This window comes from Vreelandella boliviensis LC1, from assembly GCF_000236035.1.
Classification (GTDB): domain Bacteria; phylum Pseudomonadota; class Gammaproteobacteria; order Pseudomonadales; family Halomonadaceae; genus Vreelandella; species Vreelandella boliviensis.
Genome location: NZ_JH393258.1, coordinates 666,183 through 687,395, shown reverse-complemented (window position 1 = coordinate 687,395; position 21,213 = coordinate 666,183). Strand labels below are relative to the sequence as shown.

General features: G+C 55.6%; 21 protein-coding genes. 14 read left to right on the top strand and 7 right to left on the bottom strand.

The genetic code is table 11. The features are described from left to right. On the top strand, positions 1–1,173 hold the full coding sequence (locus KUC_RS12385) for a hypothetical protein (protein ID WP_007113544.1): 1,173 nt from the start codon (positions 1–3) through the stop codon (positions 1,171–1,173). A gap of 40 nt (positions 1,174–1,213) precedes the next feature. Further along, a complete protein-coding gene (locus KUC_RS12380) occupies positions 1,214–2,065 on the top strand; it encodes a mechanosensitive ion channel family protein (protein WP_007113543.1) in 852 nt (283 codons plus the stop codon). Here the strand turns inward: KUC_RS12380 and KUC_RS12375 are convergent. Then, positions 2,062–2,796: a YebC/PmpR family DNA-binding transcriptional regulator gene (locus tag KUC_RS12375; protein ID WP_040480795.1), complete on the bottom strand. Its 735-nt coding sequence runs from the start codon at positions 2,794–2,796 to the stop codon at positions 2,062–2,064. The two genes, KUC_RS12380 and KUC_RS12375, sit on opposite strands and share 4 nt — an antisense overlap. Positions 2,797–3,072: 276 nt before the next feature. On the opposite strand from KUC_RS12375, the gene KUC_RS12370 reads away from it, so the two are divergent. Further along, on the top strand, positions 3,073–3,690 hold the full coding sequence (locus KUC_RS12370; RefSeq protein WP_176459038.1) for a LysE family translocator: 618 nt from the start codon (positions 3,073–3,075) through the stop codon (positions 3,688–3,690). Between the two features lie 58 nt (positions 3,691–3,748). Then, positions 3,749–4,240 (top strand): glutathione peroxidase, encoded by a 492-nt coding sequence (locus KUC_RS12365; protein ID WP_040481066.1) that lies wholly within the window; start codon positions 3,749–3,751, stop codon positions 4,238–4,240. An 18-nt stretch (positions 4,241–4,258) separates the two neighbouring features. On the opposite strand, the gene KUC_RS12360 is transcribed toward KUC_RS12365, so the two are convergent. Then, positions 4,259–4,645 (bottom strand): DUF7079 family protein, encoded by a 387-nt coding sequence (locus tag KUC_RS12360; RefSeq protein ID WP_007113539.1) that lies wholly within the window; start codon positions 4,643–4,645, stop codon positions 4,259–4,261. Between the two features lie 244 nt (positions 4,646–4,889). Between KUC_RS12360 and fabV the strand changes: the two genes are divergently transcribed. The 8 genes from fabV to astB all read left to right on the top strand — a co-directional run bounded on the left by fabV (position 4,890) and on the right by astB (position 14,004). Continuing rightward, positions 4,890–6,101: an enoyl-ACP reductase FabV gene (gene fabV, locus KUC_RS12355; protein ID WP_040481064.1), complete on the top strand. Its 1,212-nt coding sequence runs from the start codon at positions 4,890–4,892 to the stop codon at positions 6,099–6,101. Between the two features lie 55 nt (positions 6,102–6,156). After that, a complete protein-coding gene (locus KUC_RS12350) occupies positions 6,157–6,372 on the top strand; it encodes a hypothetical protein (protein ID WP_040480793.1) in 216 nt (71 codons plus the stop codon). Between the two features lie 187 nt (positions 6,373–6,559). Continuing rightward, positions 6,560–7,537 carry a GlxA family transcriptional regulator gene (locus tag KUC_RS12345; protein WP_176459039.1) on the top strand — a complete coding sequence of 326 codons (978 nt, stop codon included), beginning with the start codon at positions 6,560–6,562 and terminating at the stop codon, positions 7,535–7,537. A 101-nt stretch (positions 7,538–7,638) separates the two neighbouring features. Beyond that, on the top strand, positions 7,639–8,853 hold the full coding sequence (locus KUC_RS12340) for an aspartate aminotransferase family protein (protein WP_007113535.1): 1,215 nt from the start codon (positions 7,639–7,641) through the stop codon (positions 8,851–8,853). A 50-nt stretch (positions 8,854–8,903) separates the two neighbouring features. Then, positions 8,904–9,968, top strand: coding sequence for an arginine N-succinyltransferase (locus tag KUC_RS12335; RefSeq protein ID WP_007113534.1), 1,065 nt, complete (start codon positions 8,904–8,906; stop codon positions 9,966–9,968). Further along, positions 9,968–10,999 carry an arginine N-succinyltransferase gene (gene astA, locus KUC_RS12330; RefSeq protein ID WP_007113533.1) on the top strand — a complete coding sequence of 344 codons (1,032 nt, stop codon included), beginning with the start codon at positions 9,968–9,970 and terminating at the stop codon, positions 10,997–10,999. The genes KUC_RS12335 and astA overlap by 1 nt, the downstream gene beginning before the upstream one ends. Positions 11,000–11,167: 168 nt before the next feature. Next, a complete protein-coding gene (gene astD / locus KUC_RS12325) occupies positions 11,168–12,640 on the top strand; it encodes a succinylglutamate-semialdehyde dehydrogenase (RefSeq protein WP_007113532.1) in 1,473 nt (490 codons plus the stop codon). Continuing rightward, positions 12,637–14,004, top strand: coding sequence for an N-succinylarginine dihydrolase (astB, locus tag KUC_RS12320; protein WP_007113531.1), 1,368 nt, complete (start codon positions 12,637–12,639; stop codon positions 14,002–14,004). The genes astD and astB overlap by 4 nt, the downstream gene beginning before the upstream one ends. A 171-nt stretch (positions 14,005–14,175) precedes the next feature. On the opposite strand, the gene arcC is transcribed toward astB, so the two are convergent. From arcC to KUC_RS12300, 4 genes are read right to left on the bottom strand one after another with little or no spacing between them, the layout of a single operon-like run. Next, on the bottom strand, positions 14,176–15,081 hold the full coding sequence (gene arcC, locus KUC_RS12315) for a carbamate kinase (protein WP_007113530.1): 906 nt from the start codon (positions 15,079–15,081) through the stop codon (positions 14,176–14,178). Between the two features lie 28 nt (positions 15,082–15,109). Next, positions 15,110–16,111 carry an ornithine carbamoyltransferase gene (argF, locus tag KUC_RS12310; protein WP_007113529.1) on the bottom strand — a complete coding sequence of 334 codons (1,002 nt, stop codon included), beginning with the start codon at positions 16,109–16,111 and terminating at the stop codon, positions 15,110–15,112. Between the two features lie 18 nt (positions 16,112–16,129). Beyond that, positions 16,130–17,359, bottom strand: a complete 1,230-nt coding sequence (locus KUC_RS12305) for an arginine deiminase (protein ID WP_007113528.1) — start codon at positions 17,357–17,359, stop codon at positions 16,130–16,132. A 24-nt stretch (positions 17,360–17,383) separates the two neighbouring features. Beyond that, a complete protein-coding gene (locus KUC_RS12300; protein WP_007113527.1) occupies positions 17,384–18,829 on the bottom strand; it encodes a YfcC family protein in 1,446 nt (481 codons plus the stop codon). Positions 18,830–19,221: 392 nt separating this feature from the next. Here KUC_RS12300 and KUC_RS12295 point away from each other — a divergent pair, with 392 nt between their 5' ends. Next, positions 19,222–19,728 (top strand): 2-thiouracil desulfurase family protein, encoded by a 507-nt coding sequence (locus KUC_RS12295; RefSeq protein WP_007113526.1) that lies wholly within the window; start codon positions 19,222–19,224, stop codon positions 19,726–19,728. A 22-nt stretch (positions 19,729–19,750) separates the two neighbouring features. Further along, on the top strand, positions 19,751–20,176 hold the full coding sequence (locus KUC_RS12290) for a GNAT family N-acetyltransferase (RefSeq protein WP_040481060.1): 426 nt from the start codon (positions 19,751–19,753) through the stop codon (positions 20,174–20,176). Between the two features lie 81 nt (positions 20,177–20,257). Here the strand turns inward: KUC_RS12290 and KUC_RS12285 are convergent, their stop codons facing one another. Beyond that, complete coding sequence (locus tag KUC_RS12285) at positions 20,258–21,211, bottom strand: DMT family transporter (protein ID WP_007113524.1); 954 nt, start codon at positions 21,209–21,211, stop codon at positions 20,258–20,260. Positions 21,212–21,213 lie beyond the last annotated feature (2 nt).

Genomic DNA, 21,213 nt, shown 5'->3' with positions numbered 1-21,213 from the left:
ATGGGGGAGCAACCATCATCAGCTGACGCACCGCTGTGGGCGGTCGTCGAGCTCGATCAATTTCGTACCCCCGAGCAGACCCAGGCAAGCCAGTGGCGACGTTCGCTGCGCTCGGTTTCGACGTGGCTGGGGGGTAAAAACAACGCTGAACAGCAGGTCAAAGACGAGAGTGAGCTACGCGCGCTACCCGAGGTTAGGCTAGCGCACATAGTGCCGCCAATTGATTGGGCTCCCGTGGCGATGGCGTTAGCGCAACAGCTAGAAGGCCAGGATGCGCCGGTTACGTTCTTTATTACCACGCCCTTCAGTGGCCATGCTTCGGTGGTCACTCATTGGGCTGAAAAGCATCATGTTACCTGTTTAGCCCCGCCCACGCTTAGCGAAATAGCCGAGGGCAGCACTCAGTGGGTAGAGCGTTGTGTCAATCAACGAGAATGGGCCATTCCCGCTCTAGAACGCTATTTTTTACGTCACACCCAGGGTATTCAGGGTATCCGAGAGTTTCTTGAGCGCGCTTTAAGTGGCCGCTTGGGGCAGGGGGTGATTGGCTGTGACAGCTGGACCTACGCCTTCCTTCAACGAGCGATCGGTATCGATGGAGCGCCAGTGTTTACCCTTCAATCGATGGAAGGCGAGCAGCTGTCGCGCTATTTTGCAGAAATTGCGACCCATTCGGGGCAGCCTCCGCCTGTTTACAGCACGCGAACAGGTAAGCAGGTACTCGCTAACCTGAAAGGCAATGGCCACGAGCTAGTGAAGAATGAAGCCTCACGTAAAGGCACCAATAAAGAGCTACAACGCCTGGCAGCCAATTGCCGCGGTCATGTAGGCCTTGCTTGGCACTACTGGCGAGAGCGGTTGCGTGAGCCAAAAGTAGACGATGAAGAGGCGCTGTGGCTGGTAGATGCCCTCGCCGAGGCGGAACTTGCCGCTGATACCGGAGATATCGCCACGCTGGTGCTGCATGCGTTATTGGTTCATGGCGGTCTGGATGACCACTGTCTAGGGGAAGTGCTGCCGTTCTCACACCATGAAGCACTTAATGCTCGTTTAGCCCTGCAGCGCAAAGGCATTGTTTCAAACTGCGAAGGGCGTTGGCAGATAACACCGTTAAGCTATGCGAGCGTTCGCCAATTATTAGAGTCGCGTAAATACCTAGTGGACCCTCTCTAAGCAGCCCCGGTAAAAGAGACAGGCCCGCGGAGGGCAACCTATGGAAGAGCAACAGAAGTACGCCCGACTGTTTAACGATATCGATAGCGAAGCGCTGATTTCCCTGGGGATAGTGCTGCTATCGACCATTGTGCTGATTATTGTCAGCCAGAGGGGGCTGAACTGGCTTGGCAACCGTCTGCACGGCCAAGTTCGCTTTCGTATTTTTGCCTTGGTGCCGATGACGCGCTTGCTGATTTTGATTACGGCGCTCGCCATCATCGTACCGATTATTGTTGAGCCGTCGCTACGCAACATGGTGACCCTGATGGGCGCGCTGGGCTTAGCTATTGGCTTTGCTATGAAAGATTACGTGAGCAGCCTGATAGCCGGCGTTGTTTCAGCGGTAGAGCTCCCTTATCGGCCCGGCGACTGGGTTCAAATTGGAGATACCTACGGTGAGGTCAAACACGTTGGCTTACGCACCGTCGACATCCAAACCCCCGACGATGATTTGGTCTATGTGCCGCATTTAAAGTTGTGGGATCACGCCGTTTATAATGCCAACAACGGTGGTGCCAGCCTGCAGTGCGTGGCGAGCTTTTATCTTCACCCAGAGCATGAGGCAGGCTGGGTACGTAAAGCGCTGCGCGATGTAGCGCTGACCAGTGCCTACCTCAAATTCGACCAACCGATCATTGTGGTGGCCGAGGAGAAACCCTGGGGCACCCACTATCGCATACGCGCCTATCCTGTAGATCCCCGTCAGCAATTTCTGTTTATTACCGATCTCACCTTGCGCGGCAAAAAAGTGCTGAGTGCCGCGGGTGTACAATCAGCGATGTTGCCACCGGATGCGGCCTTGGATAACCGCAACGCGGTGGGGTCAGCTTCCTCAAGAGGTAGTGACTAGCTATCATTCTCTTCAGGCAATTCACCGCTGTGATAGACGTTTTGCACATCGTCCAGCTCATTGAGCATGGCGAGAAACTTTTCAAACATCGCTACATCGTCGCCTTCAACCGGGGTGGTGGTTTGCGGCAGAAATTGGATCTCGTCAGCCTCAAAGTCAATATCACCGAAGGCATCTAGCAGCGCCTGTTTGGCTTTGGCATAGTCGGTATGCGGGGCGAAAACAGTGATGCGTTCGCCTTCTTGCTCAATGTCGGTAACATCCACATCGGCTTCCATCAAGGCTTCAAGCACGGCATCTTCATCGCTTCCGGCGAAGGAGAAGATAGCGCAGTGGTCAAACATATGACTGACGCTACCCGGGGTGCCGATTTTGCTCTTGGTTTTGGTGAAGCAGCCGCGCACATCACCAAAGGTGCGGTTGGGGTTGTCGGTAAGGCAGTCGACAATCACCATCACATTGCCAGGGCCAAAACCTTCGTAACGAGCAGCGGAGAAATCTTCGCCCCCGGCGCCGCTAGCTTTGTCGAGTGCTTTATCAATAACGTGAGAGGGCACTTGGTCTTTCTTTGCCCGCTCCATTAAACCGCGCAGCGCCAAGTTGCCGTTGGGGTCGGTGCCGCCCGCTTTAGCGCAAACGTAAATTTCACGTCCATATTTGCTATAGACTTTGGTCTTGGCGTCGGCCGTTTTGGCCATGGATTCCTTACGGTTCTGAAAAGCCCTACCCATGTTACCGTCCTGTTTTTTCAAGTCCTAGGTTTTCAAGATCTATGTCTTCAAGACCTATGTTTGCTATATGCCCCGCGCATTGAGCGGCGGGGCGGATGTTTTCAAATTAGTGAAAAGAAGCGAAAAAGTCGCATAGAGCAAAAAGAGTAAATTTTACCCAACAGCGTACCATGCTAACAGCGTTATTTAAGATGCTTACCGAAGTGTTGCTTGGCTTGGCGTTTACTGGCCGCCAGCCCCCACACTGTGGTATCGACCCTTCAAGGAGGAACAGGCATGCCGTTGACACTCTGGCTATCACTCGCCGCGATTTGTGCCATGGGCGCTATGTCGCCGGGGCCGAGCTTGGCACTAGTGCTGCGCCATACGCTAGGCGGTGGTCGTTTTACTGGGGTGACCGCAGCAATCTTCCATGCCTTTGGTGTGGGCTTTTATGCGCTATTGACCGTTTGGGGGCTAGGCGCGTTAATTGCTGGTTTTCCGCTGCTGTTCCAACTGATTACCTGGTGCGGCGCAGCTTATTTGGCGTGGCTAGGGGTTAAAGCCATGCGAGCCGGTAAAGCCGGTGCCTTAGCGCCTAATGCGATTGTTACTAGCCGGGGCCAGGCCGCCAAAGAGGGTGTACTGGTGGCATTAGGTAACCCGAAGCTGATTCTGTTTTTTGTCGCGCTGCTGAGCCAGTTTGTGACCCCGGAGATGAGTGGGTTGGCCAAAGCGATCATTGTGTTAACGGCGATGATTATTGACGGGGGGTGGTACGTACTGGTCGCGGTGGTGCTTTCCCACTCACAGTTTCTGCCCTGGCTGCAGCAGCGTGCCCACTGGATTAACCGCATCACTGGAGTACTATTAATCGTGCTGGCGCTACGAGTGGTCGCTGGACCGCTGGTGTAAAAAGCATAGCCGTGGCATGGTAATACCCATGCCGTTTGGTGTTTTGTGGGGCCGATTGATGCAAATTTACGACCAAGACTGCTATACCCACCAAGGGCTGCCGTTCAACTTACGTGCGCTGCGCGGCCAAGTGCTGCTAGTGGTGAATGTTGCCAGCCAGTGTGGTTTTACTCCGCAGCTAAGCGAGCTAGAAACCCTTTTCCAACGCTACCGGGATCGTGGCTTCACCGTACTCGGTTTCCCGTGCAATCAGTTTGGCCGTCAGTCGCCGGAAAGCGCCCAAGCGTTTTGCCAATTTGGCGAACAGACGTTTGGTGTCAGTTATCCGCTACTGGAGAAGGTTAATGTCAATGGCCGTGATGCCCACCCACTGTTTGTGCTGCTCAAGCGTGAGGCGCCTGGCGTGTTGGGGACACAACTGATCAAGTGGAATTTTACCAAGTTCCTGGTGGGCCGTGATGGCAAGGTGATTGCCCGCTTTGGGCCGCGAGACCACGGGCGACCATTGCGCTTGGCATTGGAAAAAGCTTTAGATGAAAGCTACCCATAGCGTCGAGGTACTACCCTTCTATACTTGCTCGCCCCGCGCGACGGTCACACGGTTCATTAGTGCGTTCCAGCGGTGACGCACCATCATGGTGGTTAAGCCTGAAAACAGCGCCCAGCTTTTGCGTCGCCAGCCCTTCAAACGCATGTTGTGATTGACCAGCTGCTGCATCAGCTTACGGTCGTTAAACTGGCGCCACTCGCTGGCAATTGAGAGCTGGTGGCGGGACATCACTGGCGCCATTTCCAGGCGAAACATCCACTCCAGCTCATTAAGAGTCATATCATAGCGCTCTACGACCTCGACCATACGCACGTAATCACGCTCGCTGGGTTCACGATCCAGCCACAGCGGGGCTAGCGCTAGCCATAAATCGCCACGTTCATCTACTAGCTGCTGTGCATTCATGGTTGCCTCATGGGAAGTCGTTGCTGACATAAGCACTTGAGCTCCTATCGTGACGCGAAAGCGCCCCCAGCTCAAGGGAGGAGTAGTTAAAGGTGGACAATAGCTCAAGAGCGGACAGGGCGCACGGAGACAGCTAGAATAGCCTCACTGAGTCATGACACTGCTATGGCAAAACGATGTCGCTAGTTGTGATGTTGCCAGTTACGATATCAAAAGCAAAATCAATCCGATAACGAGGTTCGATGTGATTATTAAACCCAAAGTACGCGGCTTTATTTGTACCACTACTCATCCCATCGGCTGCGAGCAGAATGTTCGCGAACAGATTGAAGCGACCCGCGCTCGTGGTTTGGATAAGCAGACTGGCCCAAAAAAAGTGCTCGTCATTGGGGCTTCAAGTGGCTATGGGTTGGCCGCACGTATTACCGCAGCGTTTGGCTATGGCGCCGACACGCTTGGCGTGTTCTTTGAAAAGCCCGCCACCGATAAAAAACCGGGCACCGCAGGTTGGTACAACAGTGCAGCTTTCGACAAGTTTGCCAAGCAGGAAGGGCTGTATAGCAATTCGATTAACGGCGATGCGTTCTCCCATGAAGCGCGGGAAAAAGCCATCGAATTGATCAAGCAAGACATGGGTGAGATTGATCTGGTGGTTTACTCGCTGGCGTCCCCCGTGCGCAAACTGCCGGATAGCGGCGAACTGAAGCGCTCAAGCTTGAAGCCGATTGGCGAGACCTACCGCGCCACCGCTATCGACACCAATAAAGACGCTATCATCGAAGCCGAGGTGGAGCCGGCCACCCAGCAGGAAATCGATGACACTATCACCGTGATGGGTGGCGAAGATTGGGAACTGTGGATGGAGGCGCTTGACCAAGCCGGAGTGTTGGCCAAAGGCGCGCGCAGCGTAGCGTTTAGCTATATCGGTACCGAAATTACCTGGCCGATTTACTGGCACGGTGCGCTGGGTAAAGCCAAGGAAGACCTTGACCGCGCTGCAGCGGCTATCGATACCAAACTGAAAGAGACCGGTGGCGGCGCCAATGTGGCCGTTCTGAAATCGGTCGTCACCCAGGCCAGCGCGGCTATTCCAGTGATGCCGCTGTATATCGCCATGGTCTACCGCATCATGAAAGAGCAGGGCCTGCACGAAGGCACTATCGATCAGTTGAACCGTCTATTTGGCGAGCAGCTCTATTCGGCCGAAGGTCTTCGCGGTGAGTTCTCCACCGACGAAGTTGGACGTCTGCGTCTGGATGACTGGGAGTTGCGCGATGACGTACAGCAAGCGTGCCAGGATCTTTGGCCGGAGGTGACGACTGAAAACTTATTCGAAATTACCGACTATGCTGGGTATAAGCACGAATTTTTGAAACTGTTTGGTTTCGAGCGTGACGATGTTGATTACGATGCCGACGTCAACCCAGAGGTTAAGTTTGATGTCGTGAATCTGTAAGCCATTCACTGGGGCGGGAGCGCCGCCCAATTCGACCGGAACGCGGGAGGTGTTTATGGATACTAGGGAAAGCAAAACCCCGGAAGAAGAGAAGCAGCACATTATCAATGAGCGGATACCAGAGGATTATGAAACCTCCAAACCGCATCTACAGCCTGAAGCCAAGAAGCGACCAGACGGGTTATACAAGCTGCTACCGTTGGTGGTGATCATTCTCGGCGTAATTGTGGTTAGCATCATCGTGTTAGGCATTATTAATCGGGGAAATTAGTGTTTAACTAGGCTTTAAATTGCCGGGCTTTGGCCCGGCAATTTGCATTCATGCGTCACGTTTTTGCTGCAGTGGTCATAACGCTGCCATCCTCTACGCAATTGGGTAAGATGGTCGCTTCCCTAGGCCGATGGCGGTTTTTCATGCGGTTTTTCATGCGGTTTTTTATACAAGCCAGTCAGTTATCATGCTGCCCAACCCGTTAACCTCCCACACCGGTATCACTCGTCGGCGGGTGGCTTTTCTGCTGTTGCCGGGGTTTTCGTTATTGACCCACGCCAGTGCGCTAGAACCGCTGCAAATGGCCAACCAACTAAGTGGGCAAATGCTTTACCAAACCGTCACGCTAAGCCTCAATGACGAGCCAGTGCGGAGTGGCGCCCAGCTTTCGCTCATAGCGCAGCATGAGCTAAGTACGGCTTTAGGCCCACTAGACCTGCTGTTCATATGTGCACCGACACCATTGCCCTATACGCTGCCTGCAAAGCTGAATGATTGGCTGCGGGGGCATCAGGGTCGCGGTGTGGCACTAGGTGGGTTGGCAGGGGGCACAGAGGTGTTGGCGCGCTGTGGGCTGCTTGATAGCTATCGGGCAACGCTGCCCTGGCAGCGCTTTGAGGCATTTTCCCAGGCTTATCCGCAGGTGACGCTTTCCCAGCAGCTGTTTGAAATTGATCGCGATAGACTCACCTGCGCGGGCGGTACCGCGGCCCTGGATCTAATGCTCACACTGATTGGCCAGCATCACGGTGCCCGCTTGGCAGAGCAGGTGTCAGAGCAGTTTGTCTGCGACCGCATTCGCCTGGCAGATGAGCGCCAACACGTGCCGCTGCGTAGCCGCTTGGGCCATGCGCCGCAAAGTCTGGTGGATGCTGTCACACTCATGGAAGCCAATATTGAGGAGCCGCTCTCGACCCTGGAGCTGGCCGAACACCTGGGGATCTCTCGGCGTCAGTTGGAGCGGCTATTTAAAAAGTATCTGCAGGCGGTGCCCAGCCGCTACTATCTCGACTTGCGCTTGCAGGAAGCGCGCAAACAGCTGCGCGATAGTGACCGGCCGGTAGGCGATATTGCGTTTGCCACGGGGTTTTCCTCTGGAGCACACTTTTCTACCGCCTATCGTCACCATTTCGGCATGACGCCGAGAGAAGAGCGCCTAGGATAAGCGCCGCTATTCATAATTTGCCGTCCCATTGCTGAAAGCGGTTAACCTTGTTGGCCCCTTATACTGTTTTCATTCCTTTCCTCCACTGGAGATAGCGTCCCATGAGCGATACCCCAAGCCGTCAAGATTACGACCACTACATGACGCCCAACTACTCACCACAGCAGGTCATTCCCGTGCGTGGTGAAGGTAGCCGCTTGTGGGATCAACAGGGGCGAGAATATATCGATTTTGCCGGGGGCATCGCGGTTAACTCCCTTGGCCATTGCCATCCGGTGTTGGTCAATGCGCTCAAAGAGCAGGGCGAAAAGCTGTGGCACCTGTCTAACGTATTCACCAACGAGCCAGCGCTTGCGCTCGCCAAAACGTTGGTCGAGCGCACCTTCGCCGATAAGGTGTTCTTGTGCTCCTCCGGTGGTGAAGCCAACGAAGCTGCGCTGAAGCTGGCGCGCCGCTGGGCAGTGGATAACCACGGCGAGCATAAAGATAAAATCATCTCGTTTTATCAGTCGTTCCATGGGCGCACCTTCTTCACCGTCAGCGTCGGCGGCCAGCCCAAGTACTCCCAAGGCTTTGGACCGGTACCTGGTGGCATTTTACATGCTGACTACAATGATCTGGAAAGCGTCCGCAAGCTGGTCGGCGATGATACCTGCGCGATTATGGTCGAGCCTATGCAGGGCGAGGGCGGTATCGTGCCCGGCACCCAGGCGTTCCTCCAAGGTCTGCGCGACCTATGCGATGAACATAACGCGCTGCTGATTTTTGACGAAGTGCAGACCGGCGTTGGCCGCAGCGGCGAACTCTACGCCTATAAAAATTACGGCATTACGCCGGATATTCTCACCAGCGCGAAATCCCTGGGCGGCGGTTTCCCCATTGGCGCCATGCTGGCCACTGATGCGGTGGCCAAATCGCTGGTTGTGGGAACCCACGGCTCAACATACGGCGGTAATGCGCTGGCATCTGCCGTTGCCCTGGCGGCAGTTGAGTTTATCGATACCCCCGAGGTACTTGAAGGCGTTAAGCGTCGCCACGATCTGTTCCGCGAGCATTTAGAAGCCATTAACCGCAAGCACGGCGTGTTTAAAGAGATTCGTGGTATGGGCCTACTGATGGGCGCCCAGATGTCGGATGCCTATGAAGGGCGTGCCAAAGATATTCTGCCGCTGGCGATTGAGGAAGGCCTGATGGCGCTGATCGCCGGGCCGAACGTGCTGCGTATGGCGCCTTCTTTGGTCATTCCTGAAGCCGATATCGCCGAGGGTATGGCGCGCTTAGAGCGCGCGATTGAGCGGTTAGTTGCGACAGCATGAGTGAGCAGCAGGCTGCGTCAATCGTGTTAACTGAAGGGGGTACGTCGAGGATGTTAGTCGTTCGACCCGTTAGGGCGTCTGATCTCACGGCGCTTGAGCAATTAGCCGAGCATGCAGTGCCTAGGCTGACCAACTTGCCTGCTAATCGTGAGCGGCTTCAGGAGCGTATCACGCGTTCTCAAGACGCCTTTAACGGTGACGTTGAGTTTCCAGAAGACGAGCACTATACCTTTGTTCTGGCGGACGACACCCGCGAGGAAGTGCTGGGCACGGCCACTATCCGTGCCCAGGCGGGCGCCAACGAGGCCTATTATACCTACCGTCAGGAAACGCTGATTCATGCTTCCCAGCAGCTCAACGTGCGCCGCGAAGTGCAGACGCTGGCTCTCTCCCATGAAGTCTCGGACGCCACGCTGCTGTGCGCCTTTTCGCTTAACCCACGTTACAAAGGCACCAGCGCGGAGAGCCTGTTACGCCGGGCGCGGTTGATGTTTATCGCCCAGTATCCTGAGCGCTTTTCGCGCATTCTGGCGGTGGCATTCCCCGGCTACTTGGATACCCGCAGCGAATCGCCGTTTTGGGAGAGCGTCGGGCGGCACTTTTTCGCCCGCAGCTTCCAGGATATGAATCATATTGCCGGGGTGCGTTCGAAAAGCTTTATTGCTGAAGTCATGCCCCAGTTTCCGCTCTATCTGCCGCTGCTAACGCCCCAGGCGCGGGCGGCGATAGGTCGTGAGCACCCCGCTCACGAAGAGGCGCTGGAAGAGATGCTGGCCGAGGGGTTTGTGCGTTCGCGGCATGTGGATATTTTCGACGCCGGGCCGATTGTCAAAGCCGAGCGCGAGCGGCTGGAAACCTTCCGCAGTGCCGCCTGGCACCCGGTGCGCATCCGCCCGGAGCACACCTTGCCTGATGCTGAACCGGCGCTGGTTGCCAATCAAAAGCTGGGTGAGTTCCGTTGCATCGTCGCGCGTTACGCGCTGTCACCCACCGGTCAGTTGATGCTATCTCCTGAGCACGCCGAGCGGTTGGGCGTCACGGAAGGGCGGGCGGTGCTTGCCGCGCCGCTGACGCTACCCTCCGCGGTAGACGCACTCGATGAAGGAGAGATGTAATGCGCATTCGACCCATTGCCCGTGATGATTTGGATGGGCTCCAGGCGCTTGCGCAGCAGGCGGGCGTTGGCTTTACCTCGCTGCCAGATAACCGCGAGTTTCTGGCCGGTAAGATTGAGTCTGCGGCCAGCGCCTTTGAAGAGCGCACCCCGGTGGATGACCGGCTCTACTTCTTTGTGCTGGAAGATGAAGTAAGCGGCGAGCTCGCTGGTTGCTGCGCCATAGAGGGCCAGGTGGGCCGCGAAGTGCCATTCTATAACTACCGGCTGGGCACCTTGGCACACTCGTCAGTACAGCTGGATCTGCACCGCACCATCGATACGCTGTTTTTAAGCTCTGACCACACCGGTGACGCCGAAGTGTGCTCGCTGTTTCTGCGCCCGGAATACCGCGGCGAAGCCAACAAACACTTGCGCAACGGCGCGCTGCTCTCCAAAGCTCGCTGGCTGTTTATCGCCCAGTTCCGCGACCGTTTCCCGGATAAAGTGCTGGCGGAAATGCGTGGCGTATTTGACGAAAACAATACCAGCCCTTTCTGGGAGAGCCTGGGCAAACACTTCTTCCCTATGGATTTCAGCGAAGCTGACCGCCTAACCGGCCTGGGGCAGAAGAGTTTTATTGGCGAGCTTATGCCCAAGTTTCCTATTTACACCACCTTTATGGCTGAAGAGGCGCGGGCCTGTATTGGTCAGGTGCATCGCCATACCCGCCCGGCGCTGGAAATGCTTAAAAAAGAGGGGCTGCGCTGGGAAGGCTATATCGATATTTTCGACGGTGGCCCGACGGTGGAAGCTTATATTGACGACGTGCGCGCCATCCGTAACTCACGTCTCTGCCACGTGGAAATATCCAATAGCGCAGCGGAAGAGAGCGTTAGCCGCTGGCTGGCCGCCACCACCCACATGCTGAACTTCACCGCTAGCTGGGTAGGTCGTGCGCCTACCGATGACAACACCATCGTGCTTAGCGAACAAGAAGCGCAGCGTTTAGGCGTTTCCACCGGCGATACCTTACGGCTACTCGAAACCTAAGGAGCCTCTGATTAATGTGATGAGCGCAGGCCAGACAAGGCAAAAATCAACGAAAAAGCGGAGTTTACGGGGTGTAAATGAGCATTTTGAGGCGATTTTTAACGCAGTATGGCCAAGCGCAATAGTTAATCAGAGGTTTCCTAGGCGACGTTTACAGGAGATTTTTTTATGCACGCCCAACAGCAGCAACTTATCAATGGCGCCTGGGTCGCGGGCGACGCAGAGCCGTTGAGCAAGGTTGATCCCGTTTCCGGTCAGCCGTTATGGCAAGCCGCAACCGCCAGCGCTGAACAAGTCGCCGCCGCGGTAAAGGCCGCCCGCGGTGCCTTCCCCAATTGGGCCCGTACCCCCTTTGCCGAGCGTCAGGCGCTGGTCGAACGGTTTGCCGAGGTGCTCAAAAACCGCGGTGAAGCGTTAGCCGTGGCGATAGCCTCTGAAACCGGTAAACCACTCTGGGAAGCGCGCACCGAAGCGGGTGCCATGGTGGGTAAGGTGGCGCTGTCGATTAAGGCGTATAACGAGCGCACCGGTGAGCGGGAAAAAGCCGTTGGCAGTGCAAAAGCGGTGCTGCGCCATCGCCCTCACGGCGTGATGGCGGTGTTTGGCCCTTATAACTTCCCTGGTCATCTGCCCAACGGGCATATGGTGCCTGCGCTATTGGCGGGTAACTGTGTGGTCTTCAAGCCCAGCGACCAAACCCCGCTGACGGCAGATTTAACCCTGCAGTGCTGGCTGGAAGCCGGTCTGCCTGCCGGCGTTATCAACCTGGTGCAGGGCGGTGTGCCGGTGGGCCAAGCGCTGGCAGGTAATCCCGATATTGATGGGCTGCTGTTTACCGGCAGCGCCAAAGTGGGCGGGATGCTGCACCAACAGTTTGCCGGTCAACTGGATAAGATTCTGGCGCTGGAACTGGGCGGCAATAACCCCCTGGTGGTGAAAGATGTCGACGACGAGCGGGCCGCTGTGCTGGCGATTCTGCAGTCAGCGTTTCTTTCCGGCGGCCAGCGCTGCACCTGCGCGCGGCGTTTGATGGTGCCTGAAGGCGCCGTCGGTGATCGCTTGATCGATGCGCTGTCAGAGGCAATCGCTAAGCTGCACGTGGCGGGTCAGTTTGAGGAAAATCCTGCGCCGTTTTACGGCGGTTTGGTCAGCGTGGCGGCGGCGGATGGCTTGCTCAAGGCCCAAGAGGCGTTGGAGACCATGGGCGGTACGGTGATCAATCGTATGAAGCGCCTGAAAGAGAACACCAGCCTGTTAAGCCCTGCGCTAATCGACGTGACGGGATTGGATGTGCCCGACGAGGAGCACTTCGGCCCGCTGCTGAAAATCCACCGCTATAGCGATTGGAATGAAGCGCTCACGCTTGCCAACAACACCCGCTACGGGCTTTCCGCTGGGTTAATTGGCGGTGACCAAGCCGATTGGGACGACTTCTTGCTGCGCATTCGTGCCGGGATCGTCAACTGGAATCGCCAAACCACCGGCGCCTCCGGCGACGCACCTTTCGGCGGTGTAGGGGATAGCGGTAACCACCGCCCCAGCGCGTTTTACGCGGCGGACTACTGCGCTTACCCGGTCGCGTCCATGGAAGCCGATAGCCTGGAGATGCCCGAGACCCTGCCGCCAGGAGTCAGTCTATGAGCGCCCTCGACGTCCGGGAAGTTAATTTTGACGGCCTAGTCGGCCCGACCCACAACTACTCGGGACTGGCGGTAGGTAACGTGGCGTCTATGAGCCACGGCGGGTTAGTGTCTAATCCCAAAGAGGGCGCGTTGCAGGGGCTTCTAAAAATGAAGTCGCTGATGGACGCAGGCTATGCCCAAGGCGTGCTGCCCCCCCAGCAGCGCCCAGATATTGGCGCACTGCGCGATTTGGGCTTTAGCGGCAGCAATAGCGAAGTGCTGGCCCGTGCCGCTCGTGAGGCTCCACAACTGCTGCGGGCGGTCTGCTCCGCGTCCAGTATGTGGACGGCGAACGCGGGCACGATCACGCCCAGCATGGATGCACCCGATAGCCGGGTTCACTTCACCCCAGCCAACCTACAGTCCAGCTTTCACCGCTATTTAGAGCCGCAAACGACTGGCCGGGTGCTGCAAGCAATTTTCCGTGACGAGCAGCACTTCGCCCACCATCCGGTACTGCCCGCTACCCCAGCCTTTTCCGACGAGGGGGCGGCGAATCACACCCGTCTATGCGGTGAGCACGGTGAACCCGGCGTGCATCTGCTTGTATATGGCCGCCAGGCGTTTGGTGACGTGCGTAGCGGCGAGCGCGCACCCAAGCGCTATCCCGCCAGACAAACCTTGGAAGCCAGTCAGGCGGTAGCCCGCCAGCATGGCTTAACGGAGGCGCAGACGGTATTTGCCCAGCAGCACCCGGACGCCATCGACGCAGGCGTATTCCATAACGATGTGATTGCCGTGGGCAACGGCCCGGTACTGCTCTACCACGAAATGGCCTTTCTGGACGAAGAGGGCACCCTGGACGAGCTGCGCGCTAAAATGGCCACGCCGCTGATTCCCGTGCGCGTACCCTTGGAAGCAGTGAGCATGGAGGATGCGGTAGCCTCGTATCTGTTTAACTCGCAGCTACTCTCCAACCCGGACGGCACCATGACCCTGGTCGTGCCCGGCGAATGCCAAGAGCGCGAAGCGGTCTGGCGCACCATCCAAGACTACCTACTAGCGGGCAATAACCCCATCAGCGAAGTGATCGTTAAAGACGTTAAGCAGAGCATGCGCAACGGCGGCGGCCCGGCCTGCCTGCGCCTGCGTGTGGTGCTGACAGACGCCGAACGCGCCGCGCTTACCGGTCGTGTACTGCTCACCGATGGGCTTTATGACGACCTGACGGCTTGGGTGAATCGCCACTACCGTGACCGGCTTGCCCCTGATGATCTCGCTGATCCGCAGCTCGCGGAGGAGTCCCTCGCTGCACTGGATGAGCTAACCCTGTTATTAAAGATTGGGGCTGTTTACCCGTTTCAGTTGGGGTATAGGGGATAAGCAAAGCAAAGAAAACGCTATGAAGGAGGGTTGCCCCCAGAGTTGGTGGCAACCCTCCTTAGTATGATGAGGGTGTAAGCAAATATTAATTTATTTTGGTGCTCCAGCTGTCGCGGGTTCGCTCTTCGTTAGTCACCGAACCATTCAGGTCAGACATCCGCAACAAAAGTACTAACTAGTAATACAAGTACCTGCCTGCTGTTTTAGAATAGCCAGTGCATCCTCGAGTCGGCCGATACCACTGATACCACCGCTTTCTGCAAAGTTACCCGCTGCGGCCATTTTTGGTCCCATGGAACCAGCGGGCAGGTTAAGTCCTTTTGTTTCGTTAACGGTCAGCATGTGAATGGGCTTGGCAGTGTCTTTTCCGAAATCATGGTAGATAGCCTTCACATCTGTGAGAAGCAGTAAAGCATCCGCGCCCAGTTGGCGTGCCAGTAGCGCGCTGGAGGCGTCTTTGTCGATCACGGCTTCGACACCTATCATGCTGCCATCGTCCCGGCGAAGAATAGGGATGCCCCCACCTCCGGCACAGATCACAACTACGCCCTGATCCAGCAGCAGTTTGATCACTCGCATGTCGGGGATTTCCAGAGGTTTGGGCGATGGCACTACCCTTCGCCACTTGTCGCCGTCCTGGGCGATCTGCCAGCCAGCAGTTTTGGCTCGGGCCTCTGCCTCCTCCTTCTCATAAACCGGCCCGACAAATTTCGTGGGGTTGCTAAAGGCAGGATCGTCCTTGTCTACCAGTACCTGAGTTAACAAAGTTGCCACGGGCCGATCATGGTCCAGGGCATTTTCCAGCTCTTGCTCGATAATATAGCCAATCATCCCTTCAGTTTCAGCACCTAACACATCCAGTGGATAAGCCTCATCTGGCTTGTAAGCCGCACCCTGTAGTGCCAGCAGGCCTACTTGTGGGCCGTTGCCATGGGTGACAACCAGCTGGTGGCCAGCCCGGACAATTTTGGCCAGTGATTCCGCGGCAATTTTCACGTTGGCGCGCTGGGCATCGGCTGTCAGGGGTTCACCGCGCCGCAACAGTGCATTACCTCCAAGAGCAGCTACTACAAGCATTTCAGGTTCCTCATATCAGGCTCCCCTATTAGCTTCCGAGGGTGGCAACGAGCACCGCTTTGATGGTGTGCATCCGGTTCTCCGCCTGGTCAAATACGATAGAGGCGGGGCTCTCGAAGACATCGTCGGTGACTTCCATGGCATCAATGCCAAATTCTGCCTGCATCTCCTTGCCAACGGTGGTTTCGGTATTGTGAAACGCCGGCAAGCAATGCATGAACCTTGTTCTCGGATTGCCGGTTTTCTTCATCAGTGCTGCATTGACCTGGTAGGGCTGCAACAGTTTGATTCGCTCCGCCCATTTCTCCTTGGGCTCACCCATGGACACCCACACGTCAGTGTAGACAAAATCCACGCCTGCCATGGCGGCGTCAATGTCTTCCGTGATCATGATTCGCGCGCCGGTGTCACTGGCAATGCTCTGGGCTTCCTTCTGAATCGCCTCGCTAGGCCAACAGGCTTTGGGAGCACACAAACGCACATCCATTCCCATCTTGGCACCGCCGATCAATAGGCTGTCACCCATGTTATTGGCGGCATCCCCAATGAACACAAATGCCACGTCCCGCAGCGGCTTTTCAACGTTTTCCTGCATGGTCAGGAAATCCGCCAGAATCTGAGTAGGGTGGAATTCGTTGGTCAGCCCGTTGTAAACCGGCACGCCGGCATACTGTGCCAGTTCTTCAACGATCGTCTGCCCAAAGCCCCGGTATTCAATGGCGTCATATACACGGCCAAGCACACGGGCGGTATCCTTCACCGATTCCTTGTGGCCGATATGAGTGCCCGTCGGGCCCAGGTAGGTTACACGGGCGCCCTGATCAAACGCCGCAACTTCAAACCCCACTCTCGTTCGGGTGGAGTTCTTCTCGAAGATCAACGCTATGTCCTTGCCCTGTAACTGTGGCACTTCAGTGCCGGTGTATTTGGCGGTTTTCAGGTCGGCGGAAAGTTTGAGCAAAAAGCTGATTTCCCGGGGAGTAAAGTCTCTAAGGGTCAGGAAATGCCGGTTCTTGAGATTAAAAGCCATGGTTTTGCTCCTTCCTTGTCAGATTGCGTCGCGTACCGTAGGGCAACTCATGCAGCGACCACCCCCTCTGCCTCGGCCAAGTTCGGCTCCCGGAATAGCTAGCACCTCGATTCCGGCCGCTTCCAGGGCGGCATTGGTGTCGTCGTTGCGGTCGTAACCAATAACGACACCAGGGCTCAATGCCAGTACGTTATTTCCATCGTTCCACTGTTCCCGTTCCCGCTCAGCAGGGGTGTCGCCGCCGGTGGCAACCACTTCCAGGGAGGGGTAACCAAGCACGTCCGCCACCACTTCAAACAGCGGCCGGGGGTCTTGGTAAAATGACAGATGTTTGTCCCCCTCTCCCGGACGCAGGTCGTAACACACCATTTCATCGGCCACCTCCTTGAAGGTGGTCACCACGTTGCCTCCACAAAAGGTAAATACGGTATCCAGGTGCATTGCGGAACGGGATTTGGGTATCTGGCAGGCGATCACTCGTTCTGCGGTGCCGCTGTCGAACAGAGCTTTAGCCAATTGTCCGATGGCCTGGGGAGAGGAACGCTCTCCCATGCCTACTAAAATCGCGCCGTTGCCTACCGGCATGATGTCGCCCCCTTCCAGGGTCGCCAGCGCATGGTCCTCAAGAGGGTCGCCCCAATGCACATTGACCTTGCCGGTGAACTTCGGATGGAACCGGTAAATCGCGCTCATCAGTAGCGTCTCCGGTTTGCGCGCTGCCCAGTACATCGGGTTCAGGGTGACCCCGCCATAGATCCAGGCGCTGTTGTCCCGGGTAAACAGGAAGTTTGGCAGCGGCGGCAGCACGAATCCGTATGGCCCCAGGTGATTACCAAACAACCCGACAGGGTCGAACGGCAGGTCGCCGACTTCCAGCCCGCCGATCAGGAACTCCGCCAGGGTCTGGCCCGGTAGCTCGTCCATCCAGGCGCGAAGGTCTGACACCATGCCCACCCCGATATGGTTCCAGGTGATCCGGTTGTCCAGAATCCAGGCCCGTGCCTCGGGGATATCAAGGGTCTCTGCCAGCAGTTCGTTCACGTCCAGTACGTCCACGCCCCGGGCACGCATGAGCCCGGCGAATACGTCGTGATCTTTCTGGGCTTGCTTGACCCAGAACACGTCATCAAAAAGCAGTGCATCGCAGTTCGACGGTGTCAGCCTCCGATGGGCAAGCCCCGGGCGGCAGACAATCACCTGCCGCAGGGTGCCAGTTTCGGAGTGGACACCAAGCGTATGTTCTGTCATGTCTTATCCTCATTTGCCGGTGGGTTAAAGAAACGCGCCAATGCTGATTACAACACTAATAAAAACAGTCAGAATCAGTAGCAGGGGCCAGATAAATATGAGCCATCGATCATAGGAGACGCGACCTATGGCCAGACCCCCAACTACCACGGCAAAGGTCGGGTTGATCAGGTTGACTAGGCCGTTGGCCGACTGGTAAGCGGTCACCACTAGGTCACGCCCCACGTTAGCGAAGTCGCCCAAGGGCGCCAAAATAGGCATGGAAAGTACCGCAAGGCCTGATGAGGAGGGCACGAAGAAGCTCATTCCTACCTCAATCCAGAACATTAGGTTGATAAAGGCCAGTTCTGGCAATCCACCCAGCGTGCTTTCGGCACTATGCAGGATGGAATCGGCAATCATCCCTTGCTCCATGATCACCACGATGCCACGGGCCAGACCAACGACCAGGGCCACGCCCAGGAGGTCTCGAGCGCCGTCGACAAAGCTGCCGGTCAGTTTTTTCTCCCCCAAACGAGCAACAAGACCCACCAGGATAGCCGAGCCAAAGAAAAGTGAGCCCATCTTGGCCATCCACCAACCTTGGGACGAGACGCCCCAGATCATCACGATAAAGGTCAGAGCAAAAATGATTAGAGTAATTTTCTGGGTACCGGAAAGATCAAAATTTTCCAGTTCATCATGCCCCTGAAGAAAGAGTTTACGGTGAGCATCTCTTTGTTTGGCGACAACGGAGCGGGTAGGATCCGCCTTGACCCGTTTGGCGTAACGCATCACGTAGCCAGCGCAAATCATCAGGCCGCCGATCAGTAGTACCAGCCGCAGTACAATACCGTCGGTAAAGGGGATATTCGCTGCGTTGGAGGCGATGACTGTAGCAAAGGGATTAATGGTAGAGCCCAGTACGCCGATTCCGGCGCCGATCAGGATCACTGCTACTCCGGTTACAGCATCGTAGCCCGCGGCGATGATGATCGGGATCAGAATGGCATAAAATGCCAGGGTTTCTTCCGCCATCCCGTAGGTTGTGCCACCGAGGGCAAACAGCGTCATCAGGATGGGTATCATCCAGATCTCTCGACCCTCAAGCCGATGCATCACGTTGCGGATCCCCGTATCAATTGCGCCAGTGGCATTGATAACTCCGAGAAAGCCACCCAAAAACAATACAAACAAGGCGACGTCAATGGCGTTGGCGGCATAGCTTTCGGGGTCATAAAAGCCCGCTGTGGGGGCTAGCATAACGTCCACAAAGCCCTGGGGGTTTGAGTCGACGGTTTCATAGGTGCCGGGTACCGCAACTTCGCGCCCGACCTCTTCATTCATCGAGCGTTCGTATTGCCCTGCAGGAATGATCCAGGTCAGCGCTGCTACGAGAATGATTAATAGAAAGAGAATGGAGTAGGCTGTAGGGAATCGTGTTGCTAGATCCTCTTCAGGATTCGACGGAGGGAGTTTTTCATCTTTCACGTGATTTCTCCACACTGGGTGTATTCTCAGCGTAGTTGCTTTGTCATGAATTAAATTGACAGAGGTCAACCAATGGATGCTTTCAAAACACGGAGAAACTCGAATACCGTTAGGGAGGTGTATCAATTACTTGACCAAACAGTGTGCTTATACAGTGTCGAAATCCAAATAACCGTACAGTTAGTGGAGTGACTCAATATCGAATTTCTATAGCCTCATAATGTGTTCGTATTGGTATTAAAGATAGACAAGTTGTAGCCCTTCCTAGAAGCAGAAAAGTCGGCTTAGCCTAAGATGAAGGGAGTCGGGCCCATGACAATTGGTTGAAACGAGGTGGGTGTCGTCTATCAAGGGGATTAAGTCGAAGTTACATTTTTACGTTAACCGCCGTATTGGAGATCGGTGATTTGAGAAAAGTATTAATGAGCGCCTGCCTGCGGGGGAAAAAGGTCCGCTATGATGGTGGAACCCTTGTCGTGGCTGACCAAATTGTTGAGCGGTGGCGTTTGGAAGGTCGAATCGTTTCTGTCTGCCCAGAGGTTGAGGCGGGGATGAGTATTCCCAGACCCCCCGCAGAGATTTTCAACGGCAGCGGTGAGAGCGTATTAAATGGTGAGGTCGATGTTATCGAAAAAGAGGGAGGCAAGGTAACCAATGAGTTTTTAGCAGGTGCCTCTATCGCCTTGAGCCTGTGCCATAAATTCGATATCAGCGTCGCAGTGCTGGCTGACTTCAGCCCTTCATGCGGAAGCTCCTCTATCTATGACGGCAGTTTCTCTGGTCAAAAAGTACCCGGTATGGGAGTGACAGCCGCGCTGCTCCGCGAACATGGCGTTCTGGTGTTTAATCAGTATGAAATAGCGGAAGCCGATAAAGCGCTTATTGGAGAAAGTGTCTGAACGCAGCACTGAGAGTATGTATATGACGCCTATTATTCAGCCTACTAATGACAAGGCGTTTGCGGAAAACATAATTCTTCAGAATATGTCAGCCTACTACAAGCAGCTGGATATGCGCTGGGATACCGCCCTGTTTGCTAAACAGTGGGGTGAGTTAGACAGCTACGAGCTGGTTATAAACGCGTCACGAGTGGGGCTGCTGTGCTTAAATCACGATGAAAGCGCTTACTATATTCGGGAACTACAGATCGATCAAAAATGGCAGCGCAATGGCTTCGGTACAGCGGCAATTCGATACACGGAAGAAATTGCTCAACAAGCGGGCATTCACTTACTTCGGCTACGCGTATTTTGTATAAATCCCGCAATAGCATTATATGAGCGTATGGGTTTTCGCATTTGTAAAACAGAAGATAATACTCACTATATGGAGCGGTGTATTCTTTAACCCTGGCTTCAACCAATAATGAAATCAGGTTCGGTTAAAGGCTTCTTCTGAACGCCTCTATGCGGCGCACTACCTTGATTTTTATCCCCCTTTTTGGACTGGTGTATTTGGATATTGTTTGGCTTTGCCAATATTCAGCAGGGCAATGCCGACACCAATGAATAGGGTGCCTAGTAGTAAGCCCTCGGGGGCGGTTTCTCCCTGCAGTAGTATGGCGACGGGGATGCCCACCACGGCGCCGACGGAACCCAGTAGACTCAGAAACACCGGGCCGCCACTTTTTTGCAATAGGAAGAGCAGCAAGAACTGGCCTGCAAAGACCATTGCTTGAACGGCAATCAGCATGATTGGCAGAGAGCGGTCCGTTGAAACGTTCAGTGAGAAGCCCGGCAGAAAACCCACGCTGAGTAGAATGACGGCGGCGGCGATGAGCATCCCCGGCGCCAGCGCATCGCTGGATACGCCTTCTGGCCAGCGCAAGGTTCTGTAAAGATTGCCGATGGCCAGCAGTACCGGGCCGATTAAAGCGAGGAGAATCCAGAGATAATCGGCATCCGGAGCAGAAAGCTTATGGAAGGCCAGGGTAACGGCCCCCACTAGAGCTGATATTACCCCTACCGCACGCAACACCTGGAACCGCTCCATGTTTAACGCTAGTGCGCCGACGTAGGTGAGTAGCGGTGGCAGGGTGATAATTAATGCCACGAACCCAGCACCTACATGGGGGATGGCAGAAAAAAACAGTAAGTTGGCCCCCGCCACTCCCAGCAGCCCTGACATAGCGTAATACTCAACGGTGCGACGGTTAACTGGCGGTAGATTACGGCGGAAGGCGGCAAGAACCAGCAAAATGAGTGCCGCCCCTGAAATCGACCAGAACAGAAAAGCGAGCGCTGACAGTTGAATATCACCGGCAAGTTTCGCCAAATTAGTCGATAGACCCAGCAAGGCGCCACCGGCTAGCAGGTATACCAGTGGGGCAAGCCAAGCGCTTTTGCGTGAGTGTGTTGTGCGGGCAGTGCTTGATAACGTCATTG

Coding starts and splice junctions, on each gene's coding strand:
- KUC_RS12385 (WP_007113544.1), top strand. CDS start 1: ATGGGGGAGCAACCATCATCAGCTGACGCACCGCTGTGGGCGGTCGTC.
- KUC_RS12380 (WP_007113543.1), top strand. CDS start 1,214: ATGGAAGAGCAACAGAAGTACGCCCGACTGTTTAACGATATCGATAGC.
- KUC_RS12375 (WP_040480795.1), bottom strand. CDS start 2,796: ATGGGTAGGGCTTTTCAGAACCGTAAGGAATCCATGGCCAAAACGGCC.
- KUC_RS12370 (WP_176459038.1), top strand. CDS start 3,073: ATGCCGTTGACACTCTGGCTATCACTCGCCGCGATTTGTGCCATGGGC.
- KUC_RS12365 (WP_040481066.1), top strand. CDS start 3,749: ATGCAAATTTACGACCAAGACTGCTATACCCACCAAGGGCTGCCGTTC.
- KUC_RS12360 (WP_007113539.1), bottom strand. CDS start 4,645: ATGAATGCACAGCAGCTAGTAGATGAACGTGGCGATTTATGGCTAGCG.
- KUC_RS12350 (WP_040480793.1), top strand. CDS start 6,157: ATGGATACTAGGGAAAGCAAAACCCCGGAAGAAGAGAAGCAGCACATT.
- KUC_RS12345 (WP_176459039.1), top strand. CDS start 6,560: ATGCTGCCCAACCCGTTAACCTCCCACACCGGTATCACTCGTCGGCGG.
- KUC_RS12340 (WP_007113535.1), top strand. CDS start 7,639: ATGAGCGATACCCCAAGCCGTCAAGATTACGACCACTACATGACGCCC.
- KUC_RS12335 (WP_007113534.1), top strand. CDS start 8,904: ATGTTAGTCGTTCGACCCGTTAGGGCGTCTGATCTCACGGCGCTTGAG.
- astA (WP_007113533.1), top strand. CDS start 9,968: ATGCGCATTCGACCCATTGCCCGTGATGATTTGGATGGGCTCCAGGCG.
- astD (WP_007113532.1), top strand. CDS start 11,168: ATGCACGCCCAACAGCAGCAACTTATCAATGGCGCCTGGGTCGCGGGC.
- astB (WP_007113531.1), top strand. CDS start 12,637: ATGAGCGCCCTCGACGTCCGGGAAGTTAATTTTGACGGCCTAGTCGGC.
- arcC (WP_007113530.1), bottom strand. CDS start 15,081: ATGCTTGTAGTAGCTGCTCTTGGAGGTAATGCACTGTTGCGGCGCGGT.
- argF (WP_007113529.1), bottom strand. CDS start 16,111: ATGGCTTTTAATCTCAAGAACCGGCATTTCCTGACCCTTAGAGACTTT.
- KUC_RS12305 (WP_007113528.1), bottom strand. CDS start 17,359: ATGACAGAACATACGCTTGGTGTCCACTCCGAAACTGGCACCCTGCGG.
- KUC_RS12290 (WP_040481060.1), top strand. CDS start 19,751: ATGACGCCTATTATTCAGCCTACTAATGACAAGGCGTTTGCGGAAAAC.
- KUC_RS12285 (WP_007113524.1), bottom strand. CDS start 21,211: ATGACGTTATCAAGCACTGCCCGCACAACACACTCACGCAAAAGCGCT.